Consider the following 21,390-nt stretch of genomic DNA (forward strand, 5'->3'; position numbering starts at 1 on the left):
CGGTCTCGGTCTCGGTCTCGGTCTCGGTCTCGGTCTCGGTCTCAGTCTCAGTCTCAGTCTCAGTCTCAGTCTCAGTCTCAGTCTCAGTCTCAGTCTCAGAATGGTCTTGATTGGACGGGATATCGGCCAGTAATTCAGCGAGTTCTTCGCGTTGCTCCAGCTCCATCGTTGCTGGATTTGTTTCATTACCATCATCCACGATGACTGTCGCTACTTCATCCTCAGACAATATCTCGGGAATATCCAATTCCGTTTCATTTCCTTTATCGAAACTAATCCAATGATTAATTTTCTCCTGATAACTCAGGAAGAGAATCATTATCACTCCGAGTAATAATAGAGGAGACCAGCGAATAACATTGTTTAATACACCAGACCAATTTTTATTAAAAGGACTACTTTTCTTAAGCCCCAACAGTTGTTGATGGGCCAGTTGATTCAGTTTGGCAGGGTTTCCCTGAGAAAGCTTACTTAGTCTCTGAATTGATTTTTCATCGAAAGGAAATTCACCTTGATAGCCAGCTGCTTTAAGGCGCTGTTGCAGATAAGCTGGGATATCATATGAGTCAAAAGCCGGAAGATCGACTTTTTGCAGTGACATGGCTTGCATCAGGCTATCAGAATTGCTCGCCAACACTGCCTGTAATAAGCTTTTATTCTCGTGATCCCAGGCCAACCAAGCACTAATTTGAGTGAGCACATCCTCCGGCAGTGTTTCAGCATCATCTATCAGTAATACCGGAACGATATTCAGGTTTCTTAATTGTACAAGCCGTTGTTTAAGTATCTGCTCAGCGCTATCGCCCCGCTCCGTAACATCGCTTGTCTCTGCTCCAAAACTTATGAGCAATTGTTTTATGAGATCTTGAGGGGACGTACCAGGCTCTATTGTGCAGAAGCGTAAATCGCGGGCATTCTCTCGTTGCAGGTGCTGCAGCATCGTCGTTTTACCCATTCCTGTCTCAGCCTGGATAAGTACTGGGGTCTGGGTGGCCCTGACGATATGAAGAAGTAATAAGCGACGCTGTTTAACATGCCGGCCATCATAAAAGTCAGCCGTATCGCTGACTTTTGAAAACGGCAGACGATTGAGTGCTAATCTGGCAAGATAAGCCGGTTCTGGGGATGTTGCCACAATGTCACTCATCTCTTACAAGCTCCTATGCTTGAAACTGACTCAGAGTCTCCTGCAACTTATTCCTGTCATAATCGTCGGTGATTACAGCTTGGCCGATTCCTTTCATCAGAATTAATCTGATAACACCATTCTGGACTTTTTTATCCACGGACATTAATGATAAATACTGCTCTGGACCCATATCATTAGGACCCGTCACAGGCAAACCGGCAATTTCAAATAGATCCCGAATACGTTTCACATCAGACGGTTCTATCCAGCCCTGACGTGCAGACAAGTCAGCAGCCATCAGCATTCCTACAGCAATGGCCTCACCATGCAACCAGTTACCGTAACCCATCCCTGTTTCTATTGCATGGCCAAAGGTATGCCCTAAATTGAGCAACGCTCTTACGCCCTTCTCTGTCTCATCCTTGGCAACAAGATCGGCTTTATCATGGCAGGAACGCTCTATCGCATAAGCAAGCGCTGCTGGATCACGATTTTTTAGGGCCGATATATTCTTTTCCAACCACTCAAAGAAAATAGCATCATTAATCAAACCATACTTAATCACTTCAGCCAAGCCTGATGACAGCTGTCTGTCTTCCAAAGTGTTTAATGTATTGGTATCAGCCAAAACACATTGTGGCTGGTAAAACGCACCAATCATATTTTTACCCAAAGCATGATTTACTGCTGTTTTCCCACCAACTGAAGAATCAACCTGTGACAGTAATGTCGTCGGTATCTGAATGAATGGCACGCCACGCTGGTAGCAAGCTGCGGCAAAGCCTGCCATATCGCCGATAACACCGCCTCCCAGTGCTATCAAGGTTACTTGACGAGAGAAGCGTGACTTAAGCAAGGCATCAAAAATCTGATTCATCACATCAAGGTTTTTGAAAGCCTCACCATCAGGCAAAATAACTGACTGATATCGGTATCCCGTAAGCGATTTCTCAAGTTGCTTTAAATATAAGGGCGCAATTGTTTCATTCGTCACAATCAACACTTCTTTAGCCTTGATATGTTTCTGTAGCAGCTGTGACTGAGACAATAAGTTCTGTCCGATATAAATAGGATAGCTACGTTCAGCGAGAGAAACTTCTAAAGTCTTCATAATGTTGGGATGATCTTTCCTGTTTTTCTTCAATTTTTTTATAACTTCATTGACCGTGTGCTGAACGGACTGCTCACCCGTTTTCACTATGATATCAGCGACTTCACGGTACAAAGGATCACGCTGTATCAGCAGGTTTTCTATTTGCTTACGTCGATCGCCTGTCTGTAATAACGGCCTTTTTTTATCTCTGGAGGTGCGACGATACAATTGCTCCATTGAAGCTGATAAATAAATAACATGGCCACGAGCGCGTAGCCAGTTACGATTTTCCTCTGATAGAACAGCTCCGCCACCGGTCGCGAGAACAACATTATCTAACGCTGTCAGATCTTCAATGGTTTTTGATTCACGTTCTCTGAACCCCGACTCACCTTCCATCTCAAAGATCCATGAGATAGAAACACCGGTTCGCTGCTCAATTTCTCTGTCGCTGTCGTAGAATTTTTTCCGCAGTGCCTTAGCCAGCTGGCGGCCAATGGTTGATTTTCCCGCTCCCATCGGCCCAACAAGAAATATATTACCTGATATCAATGATTAATAACCTTTGCTTGCTCTCATAAAAAAGCCGGGTCACAGTTGACCCGGCTTTCATTTTACAGCGTTTAACTTATTTTAGTATTGAAACCCTTCCTTCACGATTTTTGGTGTGACAAAAACTAACAGTTCTCGTTTGGTATCGCTCTTAGCTGTATTCTTGAATAAAAAACCTACATAAGGTAAATCACCAAAGAATGGAACACGCTCAACATTGTCGGTCGTTGTTTGTTCATAGATTCCGCCCAAAACAACTGTTTCTCCATTATCGACTAAAACCTGTGTTTGTACACTTCGAGTGTCAATACTCGGTACGCCTAGGAAAATATCACCGACCTGATCTTGACTGACTTCCAAATCCATAACAACTCTATCATCTGGTGTGATCTGTGGCGTAACATCAAGTTTAAGCACCGCTTCTTTGAATGAGACCGACGTTGCACCACTTGAACTCGCTTCCTGATAAGGAATTTCGGTGCCTTGTTCGATAGTAGCTTGCTGCTGATTGGATGTAATCACGCGTGGTGAAGAAATAATTTCACCTTGTCCCTCAGCTTGCATTGCTGATAATTCCAACTCAAGAATCATGCCCAGTGGCAATTTAGCTAACGCCAAGCCAATGGAACCTGAAGGATTATTAACAGGCAGGTTAACGTTGAGATCATTACCTACAGTACTATCAGCCCGGATCTGATCATCGTTGTTTGGGTTTGTGCTCAATCCAGTCAAACTACCTGATGAACCTGCACCTAAGGTATTACTTTGAGCTGAAGTGCCGAATCTGACACCCAACTCTTTATTAAAGTTATTGTTAGCAATCACAATACGCGATTCAATAAGCACTTGGCGAACAGGCTTATCCAACTGTTCAATGACATCCCTAATTTGAACTAATGAATCAGCAGTATCTCGAATCAACAGAGAATTAGTGCGATCATCAATCGTGATATTACCTCGCGGTGATAAAAAACCTCGGTTTGAGCCAGAGCTTCCTCCCTGCCCACCACCACTTGAAGTCAGTAATGGCGCTAATTGAGTCGCTTTGGCAAATTTAATTTCTATAATCTCTGTATACAAGGGCTCTAATTCAACAAGTTGTTTCTGTGCTTCAAGCTCTTGCTTCTCTCTTGCTGCAATCTCCGCTGCAGGCGCCACCATCAGAACATTCCCATTCTGACGCATTGCCAGACCTTTACTTTTTAGAATAATATCCAAAGCCTGATCCCAAGGTACATTCTTAAGGCGTAATGTCAGGTTGCCTGTCACAGTATCACTGGTCACAAGGTTTTTTCCTGTGAAATCGGCCAACAATTGCAGTACAGCGCGAACTTCAATATTCTGAAAGTTTAAGGACAGTTTTTCACCAGTGTAACCAAATTGATCTCTGCCTTGGCCAGCTTGCGGTTCATCTGGTAGGGGTTTGACCTCGACAACTAATGTTTTTTCAGATTGATAGGCTAAATGTTCATAACGACCTTCCGTAGTCAAAGTCAATTTAGTCGTATTCGCTGAAGTGTCAGTATCAATATATTTAACCGGAGTAGCAAAGTCCACTACATCCAGTCGGCGGTGCAGATTATCAGGCAAAGTCACGTTCGCTAATTCAACAACGATATCACCTCTTTCCTGACGCACATCCATTGCAGCCTCTTCACCATCGAGTTTGACAATAAGTCGCGCTTCACCGTCTTCACCTCTTCTAAAATCGACATCGGTCACAGATGTAAGATTTGATGATGCAGAACGTCTAACCGTTTGTTTTTCACCATCAATGGTAATCATCATTTGATTACCGTTCTGACTGATAGTGTAGGGCGCTTTTTGTAATAAATTTACTACCATCCGGGTACGCTCACCAGCTTCAACAGTAGAGATGCTTCTGGTGACGCCTACATTAACCTGCTTGGTTCGCTCCTGAAGTTTGTTTTTAACTCCAGCGAAGTCAAATATGATTCGAGCAGGTTCATCTGTCGAAAAGTTATTCGGTTTAGCGACCGGTTCCGAGAATGTTAATTGGATTTTCGTTTTATCACCAGGTAAAGCACTGAAGTCCAGACTCTTCAGTTCAGCCGCAATCGAGGCAGAGCTAGCGAATAAAAAAGCAATCAAATAAATAAATCTATTTAACACCGACGCAGTCTTAAAATTATCGGGTAGTGAGAGTATTTGCTTATTCATGCTGATTCCATTTTTATTCGTCATGATTGTCATCTTAATTTACCTCTACTGCTGAGACAGAGGTTTCTCTTTCGATAAAGCCACTGTTTCCTTTAGGAACAATCTCATTTAGTGTCAACCCAGTTTCACTTATCGAAGTAATTCTGCCATGGCTTTGTCCCATATAGTTACCCACTTGGACACGATGAATCACACCATCAGGCGCCCTAACCAAAGCCCAAATTTTATCCTGTTCGAGAGTGCCTACATATTGAAGCTGAGATAAAGCAAATGCCTCTAACGCTTCTTTACGTCTATTCGTATCGGGACTAATGCCATTATCAAACTCTGGTTCTGCCGCTATTTCAGGTACGTCTACAACCGTGGGGAGGAAAGGGTCTCTCAGGTCTGCAGCAGCATACTCGAACTTTTCATATGGCTTCATAACGGGTATTGGGGGTATGTCAGATTTTTGCTGCGCTTTGATGTTTGCAACGTATGCATTAAGGTCGTCTTTTTCCTGTTGACAACCCGCCAGACAAAAAATAATGACCAGCATCGACATTTTGAGCCCATTTATCATTATGTCTTCCCTTTTGAATCTCATTTTGTCATCACTACTTGTCTGTATCGTCAAAATAACGATAGGTTTTAGCTGCAATATCCATTGTCATGTTTCCCGATTTTTTATTTAATGGCCCGATTTTCATATCATGAAGCGTGACAATTCTTGGTAGTGCAGCGATGCCACTTACAAACTCAGCAAATTGATGATAATTTCCAGTGACCTTCATCTTAATCGGCAATTCAGCATAAAAGTCTACGGGCCTCTCACCTTGTGGCTCGAAAAGTTCAAAATCCAAGCCATTGATCAATCCTGTTCTGGAAATATCAACCAACAACTCAGGTACCTCTGTTTTCTTAGGTAACTGCTCCAGCATTGAGTCAAACATGACTCGCATTTCCGCTAATTGCTCTTTGTATGCTTCTAAATTAACTGCTTTTGCTTGTTTGGCTTCAAATGTCGTTTTTAATTGCACTTCTTTTTGCTCGAGTGTCTCGAGTTCAGCTTTTTTGTCTTTAAGTAAGAAATAATAACCGCCCCCCCACACCAGAGCGCATAAAAGTAAAATTGTTATCAGTTTTATAGGAAGAGGCCATTCACCACTTTCGTTAAAATCCAGCTCTGTAATTGAAGACAATTCCATTACTTTCCTTCGCCTCCATCTTTCGGCTTCGATTCAGTCACTTCAACCGTAAAACTTCTTATGGCATCATCTCTACCCGAAGTACGTTTAATCACTTTGAGCCTGGATTCACCATATTCATCATTGTTATCAACTTGAGTCATAAACACAGAGACTCGTGCATTGGATTGAGCAAGGCCATCAAAGGTCAAGTTGTTGCCTGTTCGCGTCACTTGATTAAGATTTACACCTTCGGGGACAACTCTGACCAGAGAATCAAGGACTTTCACAATTTTAGGTCGGCTTTGTTGTAATTCTTGGATTACCTGCATTCTGGCCAAGAGTCGGTCGCGCTGTCTTTCGAGATCCTTGATCTCTTTGATTTTTTTATCTACTTTGGCAATTTCTTGCTGAAGAAATGCGTTCCGCTGGCTTTGTTCTTGTATTAAATTATCGGCATAAAATACAACGCCATACAGAACTAACCCGGCAAAGACAAAACCCGCAACGAGTGAAATATAAAATTGCTTTTGTCTCTCTTCACGGCGCTCCTCACGCCATGGCAATAAGTTAATGTGGGCCATCAGTCAAAACTCCTCATTGCCAGTCCACACGCAATCATCATTGATGGGGCATCATTACTTAAAGCTTGAATTTTTACTCTTGGCCCCAGCACCATATCTGAGAATGGATTAGCCACAGATGTCGATGTACCAGTTTCTTCTTCTATCATTTCGGCCACACCCTTAATAGAGGCACAACCGCCGGCAAGGATAATGTGATCTATGGATTGATACTGCGTTGACGCTGAGAAGAAAAACTGTAAAGCACGTGTGACGGTCATAGTCATGGTGCGCTTGAAGGGTTCCAGAACCTTTGGTTCGTAATCATCGGGAAGACTACCGTCTTTTTTTGCACGGCCCGCTTCCTGATAAGACATTCCGTAATGACGCTCAATGTCCTCCGTCAGCATCCGACCACCGAAGGTCTGTTCACGAGTGAATACAATTTTACCGTCCACCAGAACGTGTAATGTCGTTACTGTAGCCCCCACATCAATAACAGCAACGGTCAGCCCCTGTCCATGATGCGGTAACTGCTGAGCTATGAGTTCAAAAGCATTTTCCATGGTGTACGCTTCAACATCCACTAACATGGGTTTCAATCCTGCTTTTTCGATTACTTCCGTACGTGCATCGACATTTTCTCGCCTGGATGCAGCAAGTAAAACATCAACAGCATCAACATCCGTTGCGGAGGTCCCGAGGACTTCAAAATCAAGTCGAACTTCTTCAAGAGGATAAGGAATATAGTTTTCTGCTTCGAGCATGACATTTTCTTCGAGCTCACGCTCAGAGAGTGATGCCGGGAAGGAGACGGTTTTTGTAATAGCAGAATTGGCAGAAACAGCCACGGCTGCCTCTTTCGCTTTTGTGCCGGAACGTTTTACAGCGCGGCGTATTGCTCCCGCTACCTCATCACGATTCTCAATCCGGCTTTCAACAACAGCGTTGACGGGTAACGGCTCGACCGCATAGGACTCAACCGTATACCTATCTCCCTTTTTGTTAAGTTCAAGCACTTTCACTACTGATGAACTTATATCTATCCCTAAAAAAGGGGATTTTTTTCGTCCTAACATTCGTCGCCTCAATTCCCGTTGAACCAATTGTGAGTGACTCACTTAGCTATCTTAGTTAAAGTAGTTTATTAAGAAAATACCCCATGTCAAGATATTTCTCAATAAAACTAATGGTTTGAAATACACCACTGTTTTTATTCTTTCCTTTATATATACTCTAGTGACTTATTTTTTGCGAACTTTTTAAAACTTTTATTGCGACACACTTCACACAATGCTGCGACTTAGCCGATTTCTATTTAAACTTATACTCGCTCTATCTTTCCTGCTATTGATAGCCACTATAGTCGTGTATTTCTTCTTAGCACCAAAACTACCTGACACCAATACGCTAAAAGAAACACAACTACAGATCCCCCTACGTATATTCAGCTCCGAAGGCTTGCTAATGGCAGAATTTGGTAATAAACGTCGCATTCCAGTCGAATACCAAGAAATACCAAACTCATTGATTGAAGCCTTTCTCGCCGCGGAAGATGATCGTTTCTATCAACACCCCGGAGTCGATTATCAGGGCATCATTCGAGCTGCTTATTCTCTATTGACGACAGGCTCTAAAACACAAGGCGGCAGTACCATTACAATGCAGGTTGCGCGCAACTTCTTCCTCAGCAATGAAAAAACCTATTTGCGCAAATTGAATGAAATCATCCTGGCCTTGGAAATGGAACAAGTCTTATCTAAGGAGGACATACTTACGCTTTACCTGAACAAGATTTACCTGGGAAGTCGTGCTTATGGTGTTGGCGCAGCTGCAAATGTCTATTACGGCCGGCCATTAGAAGAATTAACTTTATCTGAAATGGCAATGATTGCTGGTTTGCCTAAGGCGCCTTCTGCGTTTAACCCACTTGCCAACCCTGAACGCGCCATCGTGCGACGGAACTATGTTCTAAGAAGGATGTGGGATGTAGGCTATATCACTGAGCAAGCATACCTAGAAGCAAGTAAAGCGCCTGTAACGGCCAAATATCACAGCCGTGAGATTGAAGTCTACGCGCCTTATGTCGCCGAAATGGTGCGTACGAAACTTATCGAAGAATTTGGTGAAGAAGCCTATACCAATGGTCTGAATGTGTTTACAACAATTCGAGGCGATCATCAGAAAGCCGCAAATCAATCTCTTCAAACGGCACTGTTATCTTATGATCGCCGCCATGGTTACCGAGGCCCTCTCGCCACGATTGAACTCAATGCGGACGCAGCAAATTTTGAAACTGACATCACTCTATTACTTGAAGATTTTGATTCTATAGGGCCGTTGAAGCCCGCTCTGGTTACTGAAATTAGTCAGGATTCCGCAACAATTTTTATTAAAGAACAGGGCTTTGAAACATTAACTCTGGGCTCAATGAAATGGGCACAAAAAAAGCTAAGCACGAATAGCCGCGGTGCCGTACCCAAAAAAGTCAGTGATGTGGTCAATCCTGGTGATGTGATCCGAGTTGAAAAAATGAAAGGCGAAAGCTGGCAACTTGCTCAGTTGCCCGAAGCGCAGGGCGCGCTGGTCGCTATTGCTCCATATGATGGCGCCGTTACAGCGTTAAACGGCGGTTTTGACTACTTCAATAATAAGTATAACCGGGTAACCCAAATACGCAGACAGCCTGGTTCCGGCTTCAAACCTTTCATCTATTCTGCGGCTTTGGAGAAAGGCTATACAGCGGCAACCATTATTAATGATGCACCGGTCGTTTTTGATGACCCCGGCCTGGAAAATGTCTGGAGACCCGAAAACTACAGCGGTAAATTTTTTGGCCCCACCCGGCTCAGGGAAGGCCTGATTCACTCACGTAACCTAATATCAATAAGACTGCTCCGTGATATTGGCGCCGATTACGCTGTGGAATATGCCAAAAAATTTGGCTTTGAAGATGGCATGTTGCATAAGAATTTATCTTTAGCACTGGGGAGTGGCAGTGCAGCTCCTTGGGACATGGCAACAGCCTACTCTGCTTATCGCGTTGAACCCTATCTCATAACCCGTGTAGAAGACGCAAAGGGTAACGTGCTGTCTCAGGCTGATCCGGTGACAGTCTGCGAGACCTGTGCTTTCGAAGAAAATGTGGTGGACTCTGAGTCAACGGGTTTGAATGCCGCAACTCGCATTATGACTCCTCAGAATAATTACATTATGAACAGTCTTCTGAGAGATGTCGTCAAACATGGTACCGGTCGTAAAGCGATGAGCCTTGGACGCAATGATCTGGCCGGTAAAACAGGTACAACCAACGATCAACTTGATGCCTGGTTTAATGGTTTCCATCCAGAGCTTGTTGCCGTCAGTTGGGTCGGATTCGATAAACCGCGTTCACTGGGTCGTTATGAGACAGGCGGTCGCGCAGCTCTACCAATGTGGATAGACTTCATGAAAGTCGCTCTGAAAGGCTTACCCGATACACCGTTAGAAGTCCCGGTGGATATGGTGACCGTAAGAATTGATCCCGATAGTGGCAAACTCGCCAGACCCGATGCATCTAATGCCATATATGAGACCTTTCGTGAAGATACGGCACCCACAGAGATGGCACCACTGCCCGGCTCTTACGGCGGTGAAAATGGGACCACACCCAGTATCGAGCTATTCTAATCAGCGTACGCGTTTCGCCTTTTGACCGCTCTTAAGGTCGCCCGATGGGTAATCTCCATTGAGAAGTCGAAGCTGTTCCAACGGACTATTGCTGATACGTGAGGTTCTTGCCCATTTAGCATAACTATCTTCTCTGCTAACCGTGACAATATCCAGTTGTTGCTCGCGAGCGAGGGCTATCTCGTCATCGCGCAAACTATGAATACTGTTTATGCTTGCCAGAAAGTCGGCATCATACCGAGAAAAGTCAGCGCTGTTTTCAGTCGTTGCAAGAAAAATAAATGCCTGATCACGCAGGAAAACTACCCCGACTCGTAAAAGTTTATTCTGATGCGAGGTTATCCCTGTATAGCCATTAAGCCCATGTGGCTTGATACTCTGACCAGAACGTAAGTCATCAATTTTAAGACGTTGCTGAATAAATTCTCGCGGGGTCAGCTTACGATTGATGTCAGAAGCTCCCATCTCGATCAATGCTTTCCCCCCCTGCGCGACGGCCTGTAGGCTACTGGGTTTATTATTAATGTGCCAGCCAACAGGAAAATCCACAGAAAAACGCATAGAGAGATGATAAAAGTGATTGTCAGATCGGATTCCCTGTTCTTCACTATCACCAAAAGTTAATCCGTCTACTTTCTGAAAGTATCGCTCACGATATATTTTGCCATTGCCTGCACCGGTATATTTCTCTGCTTCACCTACAACTTGCTGAAGTCGGGTATCGTTGTCCGGGTGACTGGAAAATAAACCATGATACCCCTGATAATCCTGCCCCTGCTTCTTTGCCTGTGCTTCAGCAAAGGTTTGCTGGTCTTTTAGTACACTAATGACTTCAATCATAGCCTGAGGGTCGTAGCCTGTTCGTGCCAGGTATTCCGCACCGAGTCGATCCGACTCCAATTCATGCTCGCGACCATAGCCACTGAGTAATGCACCGCCAAGAATATTGAATAAATTCTGTGATCCGGCGCCTCTGAGACTGGGAAAAAGAATTGCACCCAAGGTATAACCGAGGTTCGCAGCCTGAGCCGCGCTCTGTTGACGAACACCATGGCGCGCGGTGACGTGGCCTATTTCGTGCCCTAAAACAGCAGCAAGTTCTGCTTCCGAGTTAAGGTAGGCCATTAAGCCTCGGGTGATGTAGACATATCCTCCTGGAAGCGCCATAGCATTGATGACCGGAGAATCTAATACCGTAAAACGGTAAACCAAATCATCACGATGACTTTTATTAGCGAGCTTTTCGCCCACAGACTGAACATAAGCCTGTAAGACTTCATCATCATAACGGCCGTATTCCGCAATAATTTTGGGATGATTAGTTCGACCAATTTCCAGTTCGGTATCTTCGCCGAACATAACAAAATTTTGCTCACCCGTAACAGGATTTGTCGAGCAACCAGCAAGCCCCAGAAACAACAAAGCCCCAACCATAAGGCAGAGGCTTCGAATTCTGTCGTGACTTGTACTACCTTGTACTAACACGTTAATCATAATCAAACCATAAGGGTTGATTCCGACAGATAATTATTTGCCGTACTTCTGACGGAATTTGTCTACACGTCCAGCCGTATCCAGCATTTTTTGCTTACCGGTATAAAACGGATGGCATTCTGAGCACACGTCCAGAGTTAAGTCTGAAGTGCGTGTAGAGCGAGTTTTGAAGGTGCTACCACAGCTACAGGTAACATTGATCTCGTTGTAATCTGGATGGATATCCGCTTTCATATCTTTACTCGTTAAATGTGTGTTTGCAAAAATCTCGCCCTAACCATGAGTTATGAGCTTTAGAACCGCGTTATTTTATAGATCAAGCCAAATACAGGCAAATTTATTTACTACTCTAGTGATTCAAAGCTTTTCAGCTACCAGCATTGCCTGATTTCTCCATCCAGTCTCACAGCTTCCTAACAGCGATTCTTCGCGATAAACTCTGACCTTGAGACCAGCAAACATCGTCAGGAGTTCATTGTCTTTCAATAAATAGTCCGGATTATTGGGACCTTGCGCAGAAACCTTGTTGCGACAAAATGTCTGATAAAACAATAACCCACCGGGTTTCAACGCTTTCATCAGTATCTGATTCATCTCTCGCACCAAAAAATGACTTACTACCAGAACATCAGCGCTCTCAGCCACTGGAGGCTGACTAATGACATCTCTGACCTGAGCATCAAGTTGGAGGGCCTTAGCCTCTGCAACAGCGTTTAGATTCTCAATTGCTACCGGTGAGATATCCCAACATGTCACCGTCAATCCCTTTTCGGCTAGCAGTAAACTATTTGCACCCAGTCCACAGGCCAAATCCAATGCCTGGCCCTGCTTAGGCAGCAAATGCTGATTTTGTTGCAATACTTCAGCGACCAGAGCCTCTGATTGAGATCGCTTTGCGTAGACTCGATCCCACTTTTCCTGATCAGGATGCACCTAACGTCTCCAGAAGGCAGGTGTCAGTACCACTAACAATGTGAATATTTCCAATCGTCCCAGCAACATGGCAATGCAAAGCACCCATTTAGAGGGTGAATTAATATCACCAAAGTTAGCTCCCACATCACCTAAGCCCGGCCCGAGATTATTGAGACAGGCGGTAACGGCTGAGAAGGATGTGACAACATCCAGCCCCGTTGACATCAAAAAAAGATGCATAATGCTAAAGCAAAATACATACATCGCAAAAAAGCCCCAGACCGCGCCGACCACTTTAGCGGGTAAGGCTTTCCCGTTCACCTTGATGGCAAATATCGCATTTGGGTGAATGAGGCGTAATACTTCACGATAGCCCTGTTTAAACAGCAACATAATGCGTATGACCTTGATACCACCACCCGTTGAGAATGCACAACCGCCAATGTAACTCGCCATCAGTAATAAGATAGGTAAAAAGCCCGGCCAGAGATAATAATCGGTGGTGGTAAAACCCGATGTTGTGCCAATAGACACGGCCTGGAAGACGCCCTGATGTATGGCGGTCCATAGGTCATCAAAGGTTTCACTGAAATACAGATAGCCTGACGTAACCACTGAAATAAAAGCAAGGATACCGAGATAGGTGCGTAGCTCGGAGTCCTTCCAGTAGTGCTTAATACTACGATGTCGCCATGCCAGAAAGTGCAATGAAAAATTCATTCCAGAAACCAACATGAACGCGACGGTAATCATCTCAATAGTGGCACTGTCAAAAAAGCCCATACTGGCGTCATGTGTAGAAAAACCACCGATAGCCACTGTCGAGAAACTATGACCAATCGCATCAAACCAGCTCATGCCCCCCCAGCGAAATGCCACAGCACAGGCAACGGTTAATGACAGGTAGATATACCAGAGCGCTTTCGCTGTTTCAGTAATACGGGGTGTTAGCTTGGCATCTTTCATTGGTCCCGGTGTTTCGGCACGGTATAACTGCATACCACCCACGCCTAACAGAGGTAATATAGCGACGGCTAATACCACGATACCCATACCGCCTAACCATTGCAGGAATTGTCGATAAAATAATACCGCTTTTGGCAAGGTGTCCAAGCCGGTCAACACCGTAGCCCCGGTTGTAGTGAGACCTGACATGGACTCAAATACGGCATCAGTGAATGACATTTTGGGTACTTCTGTCAGGAAAAATGGCAAGGAACCAGACAAACCAAGTGCGATCCAAAACATCACGACGACAATAAAGCCATCGCGGATCTTAAGTTCTTTACGGTGATTTCGTGCTGGCAGCCAAAACAACAACCCTGTCATCAGCAATAAAACAAAGGCAGTCAGAAACGCTTCACTGGCACCATCACCATAATACCAAGACACCAGAACAGGTGGCAGCATGGTCATGCTGAACAGAGCCAGAAGGATCCCCAAGATGCGCTGAATAGTCAGAAATTGCATGAATGTCGATTTTAGCCAGATTTTTTTTGTCGATAATACGCCCACAACAGCAACATGAACAACGATATTAGCCATATTGGCCACCGTTGCCAGCTGACGTAAGGCGTTTCACCCTGTCGAGGTTGTACTGTTTGTGTCAGAACTGCCTGCTCAAATTGGGGCGATTCCGTTTGTATTTGGCCTTTAAAATCAACAAAGGCTGAAATCCCGTTGGTGGTCGAGCGAACCAAAGGCCTTCCTGTCTCAAGCGCCCGGCTCCGGGATATCTGTAGATGTTGGTGAGGCGCAAACGAGTCACCATACCAGGCATTATTGGTAGCGTTCACTAGTAAACTCGCTTCAGGAACCGTTTGTAATACTTCTGTGGAAAATACATCCTCGTAGCAAATCGAGATGCCGACTTTATTGCCTGCCGCGTCCAGCAGAGCTTGATCAGCGGCTCCCGGCGCAAACGATGACATGGGTAAATTAAAGAAGGCAATCAAGCCTCGCAGCCACTCAAATGGCACATAATCCCCAAACGGGACTAGGTGTTGTTTATGGTAAAAGCCTTCATTTTTTCCCACCAGCATCATGCTGTTGAAATATTGATCGGTAACATCATCATTAACTGGCAACCCTAACAGAATATCGGTTTTATTCTTGAGCGCTTCCTGCCTCAATGGATTGAGATAAAAATTTTCTAGCTGATGATGAAATGCAGGCAAAGCATTTTCAGGCCAGACCACAAGATCACTGTCCCAATAAGCCTGCGTCGCTTTCTGATAAAGCGCGAGCGTATTCACGAGTTGTTCGGGATTCCATTTAACCCGCTGCGGCACATTGCCCTGCACGATCGTCGTTTTAATCGGCGTACCTAAAGGCTGTGTCCAATCACTTAATTTCAGCACCTGACCACCGCCCCAAATCAACAGCACAGGCAGTAACCATTGCCAACGTTTATTTTGCCAACTGAGCAGTAAACAAGCCGATGTGAGGGCTACCAATGCTGACACACCATTGATGCCAATAACAGGCACAAACCCAGCTAACGGCCCCTCAATCTGACTAATACCCAGTTCCAGCCATGGAAAACCACTTAAAAACCAGGCTTTGAATAACTCAAAGCCCAGCCAGGCAACCGGCAATAACAATAATAAGTCAGGAATATTGAACCGGTCCGGTGCCAGCGTCTTAATCAGCCAACCCAACAGCGCCAGATAGAGAGCAAGAAAAGCGACAAAGAGGAAAGTCAGTAAAGAGGCTAAAATAAGCCCTGACTGACCAAATACGTGGATGGCAACAAAGATCCAGGATACGCCCACCCCGAACATACCCAACCCGAATAACCAGCCCCGCCATGCAGCCTGTTTCGGCGTCACCTGATGCCAACTGGCAAAAAGCAGCAACAAGCTCAGAATAGCGACAGGATAATAATAGAACGGTGCAAACGCCAGAGGTAGGATGGCTCCGGCCAACAGTGCTATGATGCTGCCCTTCCAACCTTGCAGGCTTTGAACAGTCCCTGTCAGCATTATTCGAGTTCGGCTTCTGGCTCGTCTTCCGGTGGCATGACCACCATTTTCAACAGGTATAAGCGCCGATTATCTGCTCTGAGGACAGTAAACTGGAACCGATCCACTGTGATTTGCTCACCCCGTTCCGGCAGATGACCAAACTGATTCATGACATAGCCACCGACGGTGTCGAAGTCTTCATCACTCCAGTCTGTTTCGAAGAACTCATTAAAGTCTTCCACCATGGTTAGTGCTTTGATGGTATAGGTATCTTCACTTCGTTGCAGAATGGGTGCATCATCGTCGATATCATGTTCGTCTTCGATTTCACCGACAATTTGTTCAAGCACATTCTCAATCGTGATAATACCTGCAACACCACCGTATTCATCGACCACAATCGCCATATGGTTTCGGCGTGCGCGGAACTCCCGAAGCAATACATTAAGGCGCTTGCTTTCAGGTATAAAAACGGCAGGACGAAGCAGTTCACGCAACTCGAAATTAAAATCGCCGCTAGCGACCACAGCTGACAATAAATCTTTTGCCAGCAAGATACCAATGACATCATCGCGGTCATCATCAATAACTGGAAAACGGGAATGCGCTGTTTCAGTGACGAGTTTCAGCGTTTCTTCAGCTGGCGCATCACGTGACACCATTACCACTTGCGAACGTGGCAGCATAATATCGCGTGCCTGCATTTGTGACACACTCAACGCACCCTCAACTATGGAAAGCGCTTCAGCATCAAGAATGTGACGCTCAGAGGCAGAGCGAATCAGTTCAATCAACTGTTCCTGATCCTGAGGTTCCAGAAACAAGTTACTTAATTTTCTAACCCAGGATTGATTGCCTGCGCGACTCGGTCGACCATCACTCATGGTTGTGGTTCTCCCTCTAGAGCATAGGGATTCGCAATATTCATGGTTTGCAGAATCTGGATCTCCAATGTTTCCATCTGTTCAGCTTCTTCATCTTCGATATGATCATAACCCAGCAAATGCAGACAGCCGTGAACTACCATATGTGCCCAGTGATCCTCTGTTGCTTTACCTTGCTGCTCCGCTTCTTTCTCAACCACCGGTACACAAATGACTAAATCACCGAGCAACATTGGCTCTAATGCAATCTCGGAATCAAAAGGAAATGACAGCACGTTGGTCGCATAATTTTTACCACGAAACTGGCCGTTTAATTCAGCGCTTTCGTCTTCGTCAACCAAGCGGATACTGAGCTCGCAGTCTTCTTCGACTGCGGCCAAAGCAGCTTTCGCCCAAGCCTCAAAAGCCGCTTCCGATGGCATATCGCCATCAAAAACAGGCTGAAAATCAACCGTGACGCTCATAACTGCTTGTCAGCTTTATCGTAGGCCATAATCACTTTTTGTACCAGGGAATGACGTACAACATCTTTCGCCTGGAAAAAAGTAAAACCAATACCTTCGACATCTTTGAGAACTTCAATGGCATGTCGGAGGCCTGATTTTTGGTTATTTGGCAGGTCAATCTGAGTGATGTCACCGGTAATCACCGCAGTCGAGTTATATCCCATCCTTGTCAGGAACATCTTCATCTGCTCCATGGTGGTGTTTTGCGCCTCATCCAGAATGATGAATGACTCATTCAGGGTACGACCACGCATGTAAGCTAATGGAGCGACTTCAATCACATTCCGTTCCATTAATTTGGCAACGCGCTCAAAGCCCAGCATTTCATATAATGCATCAAACAGAGGACGTAAATAGGGATCCACTTTTTGTGCCAGGTCACCTGGCAGGAAACCTAAACGCTCACCCGCTTCAACAGCTGGCCTGACCAGTACGATACGGCGGGCGAAGTCACGCTCCAGCGCTTCGACAGCACAAGCTACAGCAAGATAGGTTTTACCGGTACCGGCCGGGCCAACACCAAAGTTAATATCGTGTGTCATCACTCGGCGCAGATAGGCTTGTTGGTTGTCACCACGGGCTTTAATTAAACCGCGCTTGGTTTTGATAATGACTTCTTTATCCTGCTCAACCGACGCAGAGGTATCTTCACCACCACTTTTGCGTATCGCAAGATGGATTTGTTCCGGGGCTAACACGCTCTGTGCTGTTTCAGCATAGAGATCGTGAATCACTTCCTGCACCAGAACCATCACTTCTGCCGGGCCAATGATTTGAAATTTGATCCCGCGATTATTAATTTCCACGCCAAAACCACGCTCCAGCATCCTGATATGTTCATCAAGATGACCGCAGAGATTGGCTAAACGAGGGTTATCGGCAGGGCTGAGCTCGAAGCTGACGCTATCGAGCGAGTGGGAAGAATTAGTCACTATTAAATTCCGGATGCTTGAGCTGTCACGCTAGCAGTTAGCAATTCACCGCGCAAGGAATTACTGAATGCCTCTTCGATACGAACTTCAACAAATTGTCCGATCAGGGAAGCGTCACCCTGAAAGTTCACAACACGATTGTTTTCAGTCCGGCCGGCCATATCACCATCACCTCGATGGGCTTCTCTTTCCACAAGAATAACTTGCGTCGTACCCACCATCGATTGCGCATGCATATTTTCCAGCTCCAGCAAGCGCGTTTGCATGATTTTGAGACGCTCTTTTTTAACGTCTTCTGGCACAGAGTCAACAAAAGCCGCAGCAGGTGTTCCTGGGCGTGCACTGTAAATAAAACTAAACGAGTGATCGAATTCCACTTCGTTTATGAGATCCATTGTTGCCTGAAAGTCTGCTTCGGTTTCATTCGGGAAACCAATAATGAAGTCACTCGACATACTGAGGTCAGGACGAATTTCTTTTACCCGACGAATTTTTTCAAGATACTCTTTGGCTGTGTGACCACGCTTCATCATTTGTAAGATACGGTCTGACCCCGATTGCACCGGCAAATGCAGATGGTTTACCAGTTCCGGTACTTCAGCGAACGCCTCGATCAGACTATCGGAGAATTCGACCGGATGCGAAGTCGTAAAACGAATCCGTTCGATCCCTTCAATAGCAGCGACATAGTGAATCAACAATGCCAGATCGGCTGTTTCTTCACCTTCAAGCACACCTTGGTAGGCATTGACATTCTGTCCTAGCAGGTTCACTTCGCGCACACCCTGCGCCGCCAGCTGACGAATCTCACGCAAGACAGAACCAACCGGGCGGCTGACTTCTTCACCACGGGTGTAAGGCACCACACAGAATGTGCAGTATTTGCTACAGCCTTCCATCACCGACACAAAAGCCGACGGGCCCTCGGCGCGTGGCGCAGGTAGATTATCGAATTTCTCAATTTCAGGAAACGAAATATCAATACTGGGTTTACGACTGATTTTAACTTCTTCCAGCATGGCAGGAAGACGATGCAGAGTCTGAGGACCAAATATCAAATCGACATAAGGCGCTCGCTTACGAATCGCATCACCTTCCTGACTCGCAACACAACCACCCACACCAATTACCAGATTGGGGCGCGAGTCTTTCCAACGTTTCCATCGACCCAGTTGGTGGAACACTTTTTCCTGTGCTTTTTCGCGAATCGAACAGGTATTAAGCAACAACACATCCGCTTCTTCAGGAATATCAGTGACTTCCAGTTGATGAGAGTCTGCGAGCACCTCTGCCATCTTCGATGAATCGTACTCGTTCATCTGACAGCCAAAGGTACGTATAAAAAGTTTGCCAGCCATAAAATCAGTTACTGTAAAAGGGCGCACAGGATACTATTTTTTAGCTGATTAGTACATACAAGTGTTTGTTTTTACTAACAAGTAGAAATATAGTGGTAGCTACATGAATAACAAGGATGTGAATCATGGCAATCAGGGACTGGCCTGCGGATGACAGGCCGCGCGAAAAGCTGCTCCACATGGGAGCACAAGCTCTATCCGACGCAGAACTACTCGCAATTTTTCTTCGGACAGGGGTCAAAGGCATGTCCGCAGTCGATTTGGCCAGACAATTACTGACACAGTTTGGTAGTTTAAGGGCCTTACTTGAGGCCAATCAAAATGAATTTTGCGCGGGTCACGGCTTAGGTGAAGCCAAATATGTACAACTACAGGCCGTGTTAGAAATGAGTCAGCGTCATCTCGAATCAGGCATTGTTCGTGGTGAAGCATTCCAAGACTGTAACCTCACTAAAAACTATCTCAAACACCGTTTACGCGCCTACCCTCACGAGGTATTTTCCTGCTTATTTCTCGATAACCAACATCGCATGATCGCATTCGAAGAACTGTTCCGCGGCACCATTGATGGCGCCAGCGTGTATCCACGGGAGGTGGTTAAGCAAGCGATAAAACATAATGCCGCCGCCGTCATTTTTGCCCACAACCATCCATCGGGTATCGCCGAACCGAGTCAGGCAGATATCCATATCACCCGGCGGCTCAAGTCCGCTTTAGAACTGGTCGACATCCGGGTGCTGGATCATATTATCATCGGTGACGCTGAGCCAACCTCACTCGCTCAGCGGGGTGAACTGTAGTTATTCGTCAAGATCCACTGGTTTGTCTTTAAACACTTTTTTACCAGTAAACATCGCAGAGATAAGACCATTGCGTTCGCGGACTTCCGTCACAACCACACCTAGTAAGTGAAACAAAATCGCTGCTAGCAAGATAAAGAACGTAATTTCATGGACATCTTTAAAAGGCGATCTGAAATTCCGCATTTCTTTGTAGGCTTCTTTATCAACGCCGATATCTGAATAAGGTTTGATTTGATCGATCGTTGCCGGACTCTCAGCTACCCAGGCTTTGAACTGACTGCCAAACGGTGCTTTATAGACATCGGTCCCCGCGAGCACTAAACCTGTCACCGCCATCACCATCATCAATAAAAAGAGCACCATCACCATCCACCGCGCTAGAGGATTATGACCCATAAACTCAGCCGGCTCGCCTTGCTTCCATCCTCTCCAGAAAGCACTGCTTTGTTTTTTATAATGTGTACCAAACGGAATCACGGCTTTCCAGCGACTGAAACGATTACCAAAAAATCCCCAAATCAGACGCCAGCCTAAGTTAACAGCGAATACATAACCGAAATAAACATGCCACGTTTTTAGTAAGATTTTGCCATCATCGGTAATGCCCAGAGCCTTGCTGTTCAAAATGGCTATGCCAATTGCCATCAACCCCAAAACACACAACACGTTGATCCAGTGAAACCAACGCACACTGCGATCCCATACGTGATATTCCGTTACCGAATTGTCTTGACTCATAATGGTGTTTCTCCCGTTACTACATATGATTTTAGATACATCAAATCATAGGCTAGCGTGACTATATTAAAAGTAGCTTAATTTTTTACATTCTTTTACACAGAAAACGGGTAAGCAATAGGTTCATGACTTTGGTAGCCCTCTACTTCAAAGTCGTTCAATGTTACCCAAGTCTCCAAGTCTTTCAGCGATTTAATTTTTGGATTGATATGCAGTTTGGGCGATGGATAAGGTGCACGCTTAAGCTGCACATCACGCATCAGCTCCAGTTGATCTTCGTAGATGTGGGCATTCACAATTTTGTGATAGGCCTTACCGGGTTTTAAGCCACTGATCTGCGCCATAATTTTCAACAGGAAAAAGACCTGAACCTGATTAAAGTTGAGCCCCAGAGGTACATCACAGGATCGTTGATACGAAGTGAGATATAAGGTATCGCCC

20 protein-coding genes and 1 pseudogene are annotated in these 21,390 nt (G+C 45.4%); 2 read left to right on the top strand and 19 right to left on the bottom strand.

The window, feature by feature from the left end; translation table 11 throughout:
- From ACTF5U_RS05920 to ACTF5U_RS05955, 8 genes and pseudogenes are all read right to left on the bottom strand, one after another.
- Positions 1-1,147 (bottom strand): ExeA family protein (locus ACTF5U_RS05920; protein WP_438970721.1); only part of this gene is annotated, 1,147 nt, incomplete at its 3' end.
- A gap of 13 nt (positions 1,148-1,160) precedes the next feature.
- Positions 1,161-2,240: a 3-dehydroquinate synthase gene (gene aroB, locus ACTF5U_RS05925; protein WP_438970774.1), complete on the bottom strand. Its 1,080-nt coding sequence runs from the start codon at positions 2,238-2,240 to the stop codon at positions 1,161-1,163.
- A 30-nt stretch (positions 2,241-2,270) separates the two neighbouring features.
- A pseudogene (gene aroK / locus ACTF5U_RS05930) lies at positions 2,271-2,774 on the bottom strand (shikimate kinase AroK); the annotation flags it as partial.
- 81 nt (positions 2,775-2,855) lie between these two features.
- Positions 2,856-4,955 carry a type IV pilus secretin PilQ gene (gene pilQ, locus ACTF5U_RS05935; protein WP_438970722.1) on the bottom strand — a complete coding sequence of 700 codons (2,100 nt, stop codon included), beginning with the start codon at positions 4,953-4,955 and terminating at the stop codon, positions 2,856-2,858.
- 34 nt (positions 4,956-4,989) lie between these two features.
- Positions 4,990-5,517, bottom strand: coding sequence for a pilus assembly protein PilP (locus ACTF5U_RS05940; protein ID WP_438970723.1), 528 nt, complete (start codon positions 5,515-5,517; stop codon positions 4,990-4,992).
- 34 nt (positions 5,518-5,551) lie between these two features.
- Positions 5,552-6,142, bottom strand: coding sequence for a type 4a pilus biogenesis protein PilO (locus tag ACTF5U_RS05945; RefSeq protein WP_438970724.1), 591 nt, complete (start codon positions 6,140-6,142; stop codon positions 5,552-5,554).
- On the bottom strand, positions 6,142-6,705 hold the full coding sequence (locus tag ACTF5U_RS05950) for a PilN domain-containing protein (RefSeq protein WP_438970725.1): 564 nt from the start codon (positions 6,703-6,705) through the stop codon (positions 6,142-6,144). The genes ACTF5U_RS05945 and ACTF5U_RS05950 overlap by 1 nt, the downstream gene beginning before the upstream one ends.
- Positions 6,705-7,763, bottom strand: coding sequence for a pilus assembly protein PilM (locus tag ACTF5U_RS05955; protein WP_438970726.1), 1,059 nt, complete (start codon positions 7,761-7,763; stop codon positions 6,705-6,707). The genes ACTF5U_RS05950 and ACTF5U_RS05955 overlap by 1 nt, the downstream gene beginning before the upstream one ends.
- A 388-nt stretch (positions 7,764-8,151) precedes the next feature.
- Between ACTF5U_RS05955 and ACTF5U_RS05960 the strand changes: the two genes are divergently transcribed.
- Positions 8,152-10,353: a penicillin-binding protein 1A gene (locus ACTF5U_RS05960; RefSeq protein ID WP_438970727.1), complete on the top strand. Its 2,202-nt coding sequence runs from the start codon at positions 8,152-8,154 to the stop codon at positions 10,351-10,353.
- Here ACTF5U_RS05960 and ACTF5U_RS05965 read toward each other — a convergent pair whose 3' ends face one another.
- The 9 genes from ACTF5U_RS05965 to miaB form a co-directional block, all read right to left on the bottom strand.
- Complete coding sequence (locus tag ACTF5U_RS05965; protein ID WP_438970728.1) at positions 10,354-11,847, bottom strand: M48 family metalloprotease; 1,494 nt, start codon at positions 11,845-11,847, stop codon at positions 10,354-10,356.
- A 33-nt stretch (positions 11,848-11,880) separates the two neighbouring features.
- Positions 11,881-12,081, bottom strand: a complete 201-nt coding sequence (gene rpmE, locus ACTF5U_RS05970) for a 50S ribosomal protein L31 (RefSeq protein WP_081443592.1) — start codon at positions 12,079-12,081, stop codon at positions 11,881-11,883.
- A gap of 123 nt (positions 12,082-12,204) precedes the next feature.
- Positions 12,205-12,780 carry a class I SAM-dependent methyltransferase gene (locus tag ACTF5U_RS05975; protein ID WP_438970729.1) on the bottom strand — a complete coding sequence of 192 codons (576 nt, stop codon included), beginning with the start codon at positions 12,778-12,780 and terminating at the stop codon, positions 12,205-12,207.
- The gene (locus ACTF5U_RS05980; protein ID WP_438970775.1) at positions 12,781-14,232 is read right to left on the bottom strand and encodes a TrkH family potassium uptake protein; all 1,452 of its coding nucleotides are present in this window, start codon (positions 14,230-14,232) and stop codon (positions 12,781-12,783) included.
- A gap of 11 nt (positions 14,233-14,243) precedes the next feature.
- Complete coding sequence (gene lnt, locus ACTF5U_RS05985; protein ID WP_438970730.1) at positions 14,244-15,746, bottom strand: apolipoprotein N-acyltransferase; 1,503 nt, start codon at positions 15,744-15,746, stop codon at positions 14,244-14,246.
- Entirely contained in the window at positions 15,746-16,612 is an 867-nt protein-coding gene (locus ACTF5U_RS05990) for an HlyC/CorC family transporter (protein ID WP_438970731.1), read from the bottom strand. Before ACTF5U_RS05990 ends, lnt begins: the two co-directional genes overlap by 1 nt.
- Positions 16,609-17,076, bottom strand: a complete 468-nt coding sequence (ybeY, locus tag ACTF5U_RS05995) for an rRNA maturation RNase YbeY (RefSeq protein ID WP_438970732.1) — start codon at positions 17,074-17,076, stop codon at positions 16,609-16,611. Before ybeY ends, ACTF5U_RS05990 begins: the two co-directional genes overlap by 4 nt.
- Positions 17,073-17,945 carry a PhoH family protein gene (locus ACTF5U_RS06000; protein WP_438970776.1) on the bottom strand — a complete coding sequence of 291 codons (873 nt, stop codon included), beginning with the start codon at positions 17,943-17,945 and terminating at the stop codon, positions 17,073-17,075. Before ACTF5U_RS06000 ends, ybeY begins: the two co-directional genes overlap by 4 nt.
- 107 nt (positions 17,946-18,052) lie before the next feature.
- Positions 18,053-19,408, bottom strand: coding sequence for a tRNA (N6-isopentenyl adenosine(37)-C2)-methylthiotransferase MiaB (gene miaB / locus ACTF5U_RS06005; protein WP_438970733.1), 1,356 nt, complete (start codon positions 19,406-19,408; stop codon positions 18,053-18,055).
- Positions 19,409-19,533: 125 nt separating this feature from the next.
- Here miaB and radC point away from each other — a divergent pair, with 125 nt between their 5' ends.
- On the top strand, positions 19,534-20,208 hold the full coding sequence (gene radC / locus ACTF5U_RS06010) for a RadC family protein (RefSeq protein WP_438970734.1): 675 nt from the start codon (positions 19,534-19,536) through the stop codon (positions 20,206-20,208).
- Here the strand turns inward: radC and ACTF5U_RS06015 are convergent, their stop codons facing one another.
- Positions 20,209-20,949 (bottom strand): cytochrome b/b6 domain-containing protein, encoded by a 741-nt coding sequence (locus ACTF5U_RS06015; RefSeq protein WP_438970735.1) that lies wholly within the window; start codon positions 20,947-20,949, stop codon positions 20,209-20,211. It abuts the gene before it with no gap.
- Between the two features lie 95 nt (positions 20,950-21,044).
- On the bottom strand, positions 21,045-21,390 hold a 346-nt coding region (locus ACTF5U_RS06020), incomplete at its 5' end, for a thymidylate synthase (protein ID WP_438970736.1).

The organism is Methylophaga sp. (genome assembly GCF_965655755.1).
Classification (GTDB): domain Bacteria; phylum Pseudomonadota; class Gammaproteobacteria; order Nitrosococcales; family Methylophagaceae; genus Methylophaga.

Bases quoted from the DNA above. Each gene is read 5' to 3' on its own strand.
- miaB (WP_438970733.1), bottom strand. From the start codon at position 19,408: ATGGCTGGCAAACTTTTTATACGTACCTTTGGCTGTCAGATGAACGAG.
- rpmE (WP_081443592.1), bottom strand. From the start codon at position 12,081: ATGAAAGCGGATATCCATCCAGATTACAACGAGATCAATGTTACCTGT.
- ACTF5U_RS05945 (WP_438970724.1), bottom strand. From the start codon at position 6,142: ATGGAATTGTCTTCAATTACAGAGCTGGATTTTAACGAAAGTGGTGAA.
- ACTF5U_RS05960 (WP_438970727.1), top strand. From the start codon at position 8,152: ATGGCAGAATTTGGTAATAAACGTCGCATTCCAGTCGAATACCAAGAA.
- ACTF5U_RS05965 (WP_438970728.1), bottom strand. From the start codon at position 11,847: ATGATTAACGTGTTAGTACAAGGTAGTACAAGTCACGACAGAATTCGA.
- ACTF5U_RS05950 (WP_438970725.1), bottom strand. From the start codon at position 6,705: ATGGCCCACATTAACTTATTGCCATGGCGTGAGGAGCGCCGTGAAGAG.
- pilQ (WP_438970722.1), bottom strand. From the start codon at position 4,955: ATGAATAAGCAAATACTCTCACTACCCGATAATTTTAAGACTGCGTCG.
- radC (WP_438970734.1), top strand. From the start codon at position 19,534: ATGGCAATCAGGGACTGGCCTGCGGATGACAGGCCGCGCGAAAAGCTG.
- ybeY (WP_438970732.1), bottom strand. From the start codon at position 17,076: ATGAGCGTCACGGTTGATTTTCAGCCTGTTTTTGATGGCGATATGCCA.
- ACTF5U_RS05940 (WP_438970723.1), bottom strand. From the start codon at position 5,517: ATGATAAATGGGCTCAAAATGTCGATGCTGGTCATTATTTTTTGTCTG.
- ACTF5U_RS05955 (WP_438970726.1), bottom strand. From the start codon at position 7,763: ATGTTAGGACGAAAAAAATCCCCTTTTTTAGGGATAGATATAAGTTCA.
- aroB (WP_438970774.1), bottom strand. From the start codon at position 2,240: ATGAAGACTTTAGAAGTTTCTCTCGCTGAACGTAGCTATCCTATTTAT.
- lnt (WP_438970730.1), bottom strand. From the start codon at position 15,746: ATGCTGACAGGGACTGTTCAAAGCCTGCAAGGTTGGAAGGGCAGCATC.
- ACTF5U_RS05990 (WP_438970731.1), bottom strand. From the start codon at position 16,612: ATGAGTGATGGTCGACCGAGTCGCGCAGGCAATCAATCCTGGGTTAGA.
- ACTF5U_RS05980 (WP_438970775.1), bottom strand. From the start codon at position 14,232: ATGCAATTTCTGACTATTCAGCGCATCTTGGGGATCCTTCTGGCTCTG.
- ACTF5U_RS06000 (WP_438970776.1), bottom strand. From the start codon at position 17,945: ATGCTGGAGCGTGGTTTTGGCGTGGAAATTAATAATCGCGGGATCAAA.
- ACTF5U_RS06015 (WP_438970735.1), bottom strand. From the start codon at position 20,949: ATGAGTCAAGACAATTCGGTAACGGAATATCACGTATGGGATCGCAGT.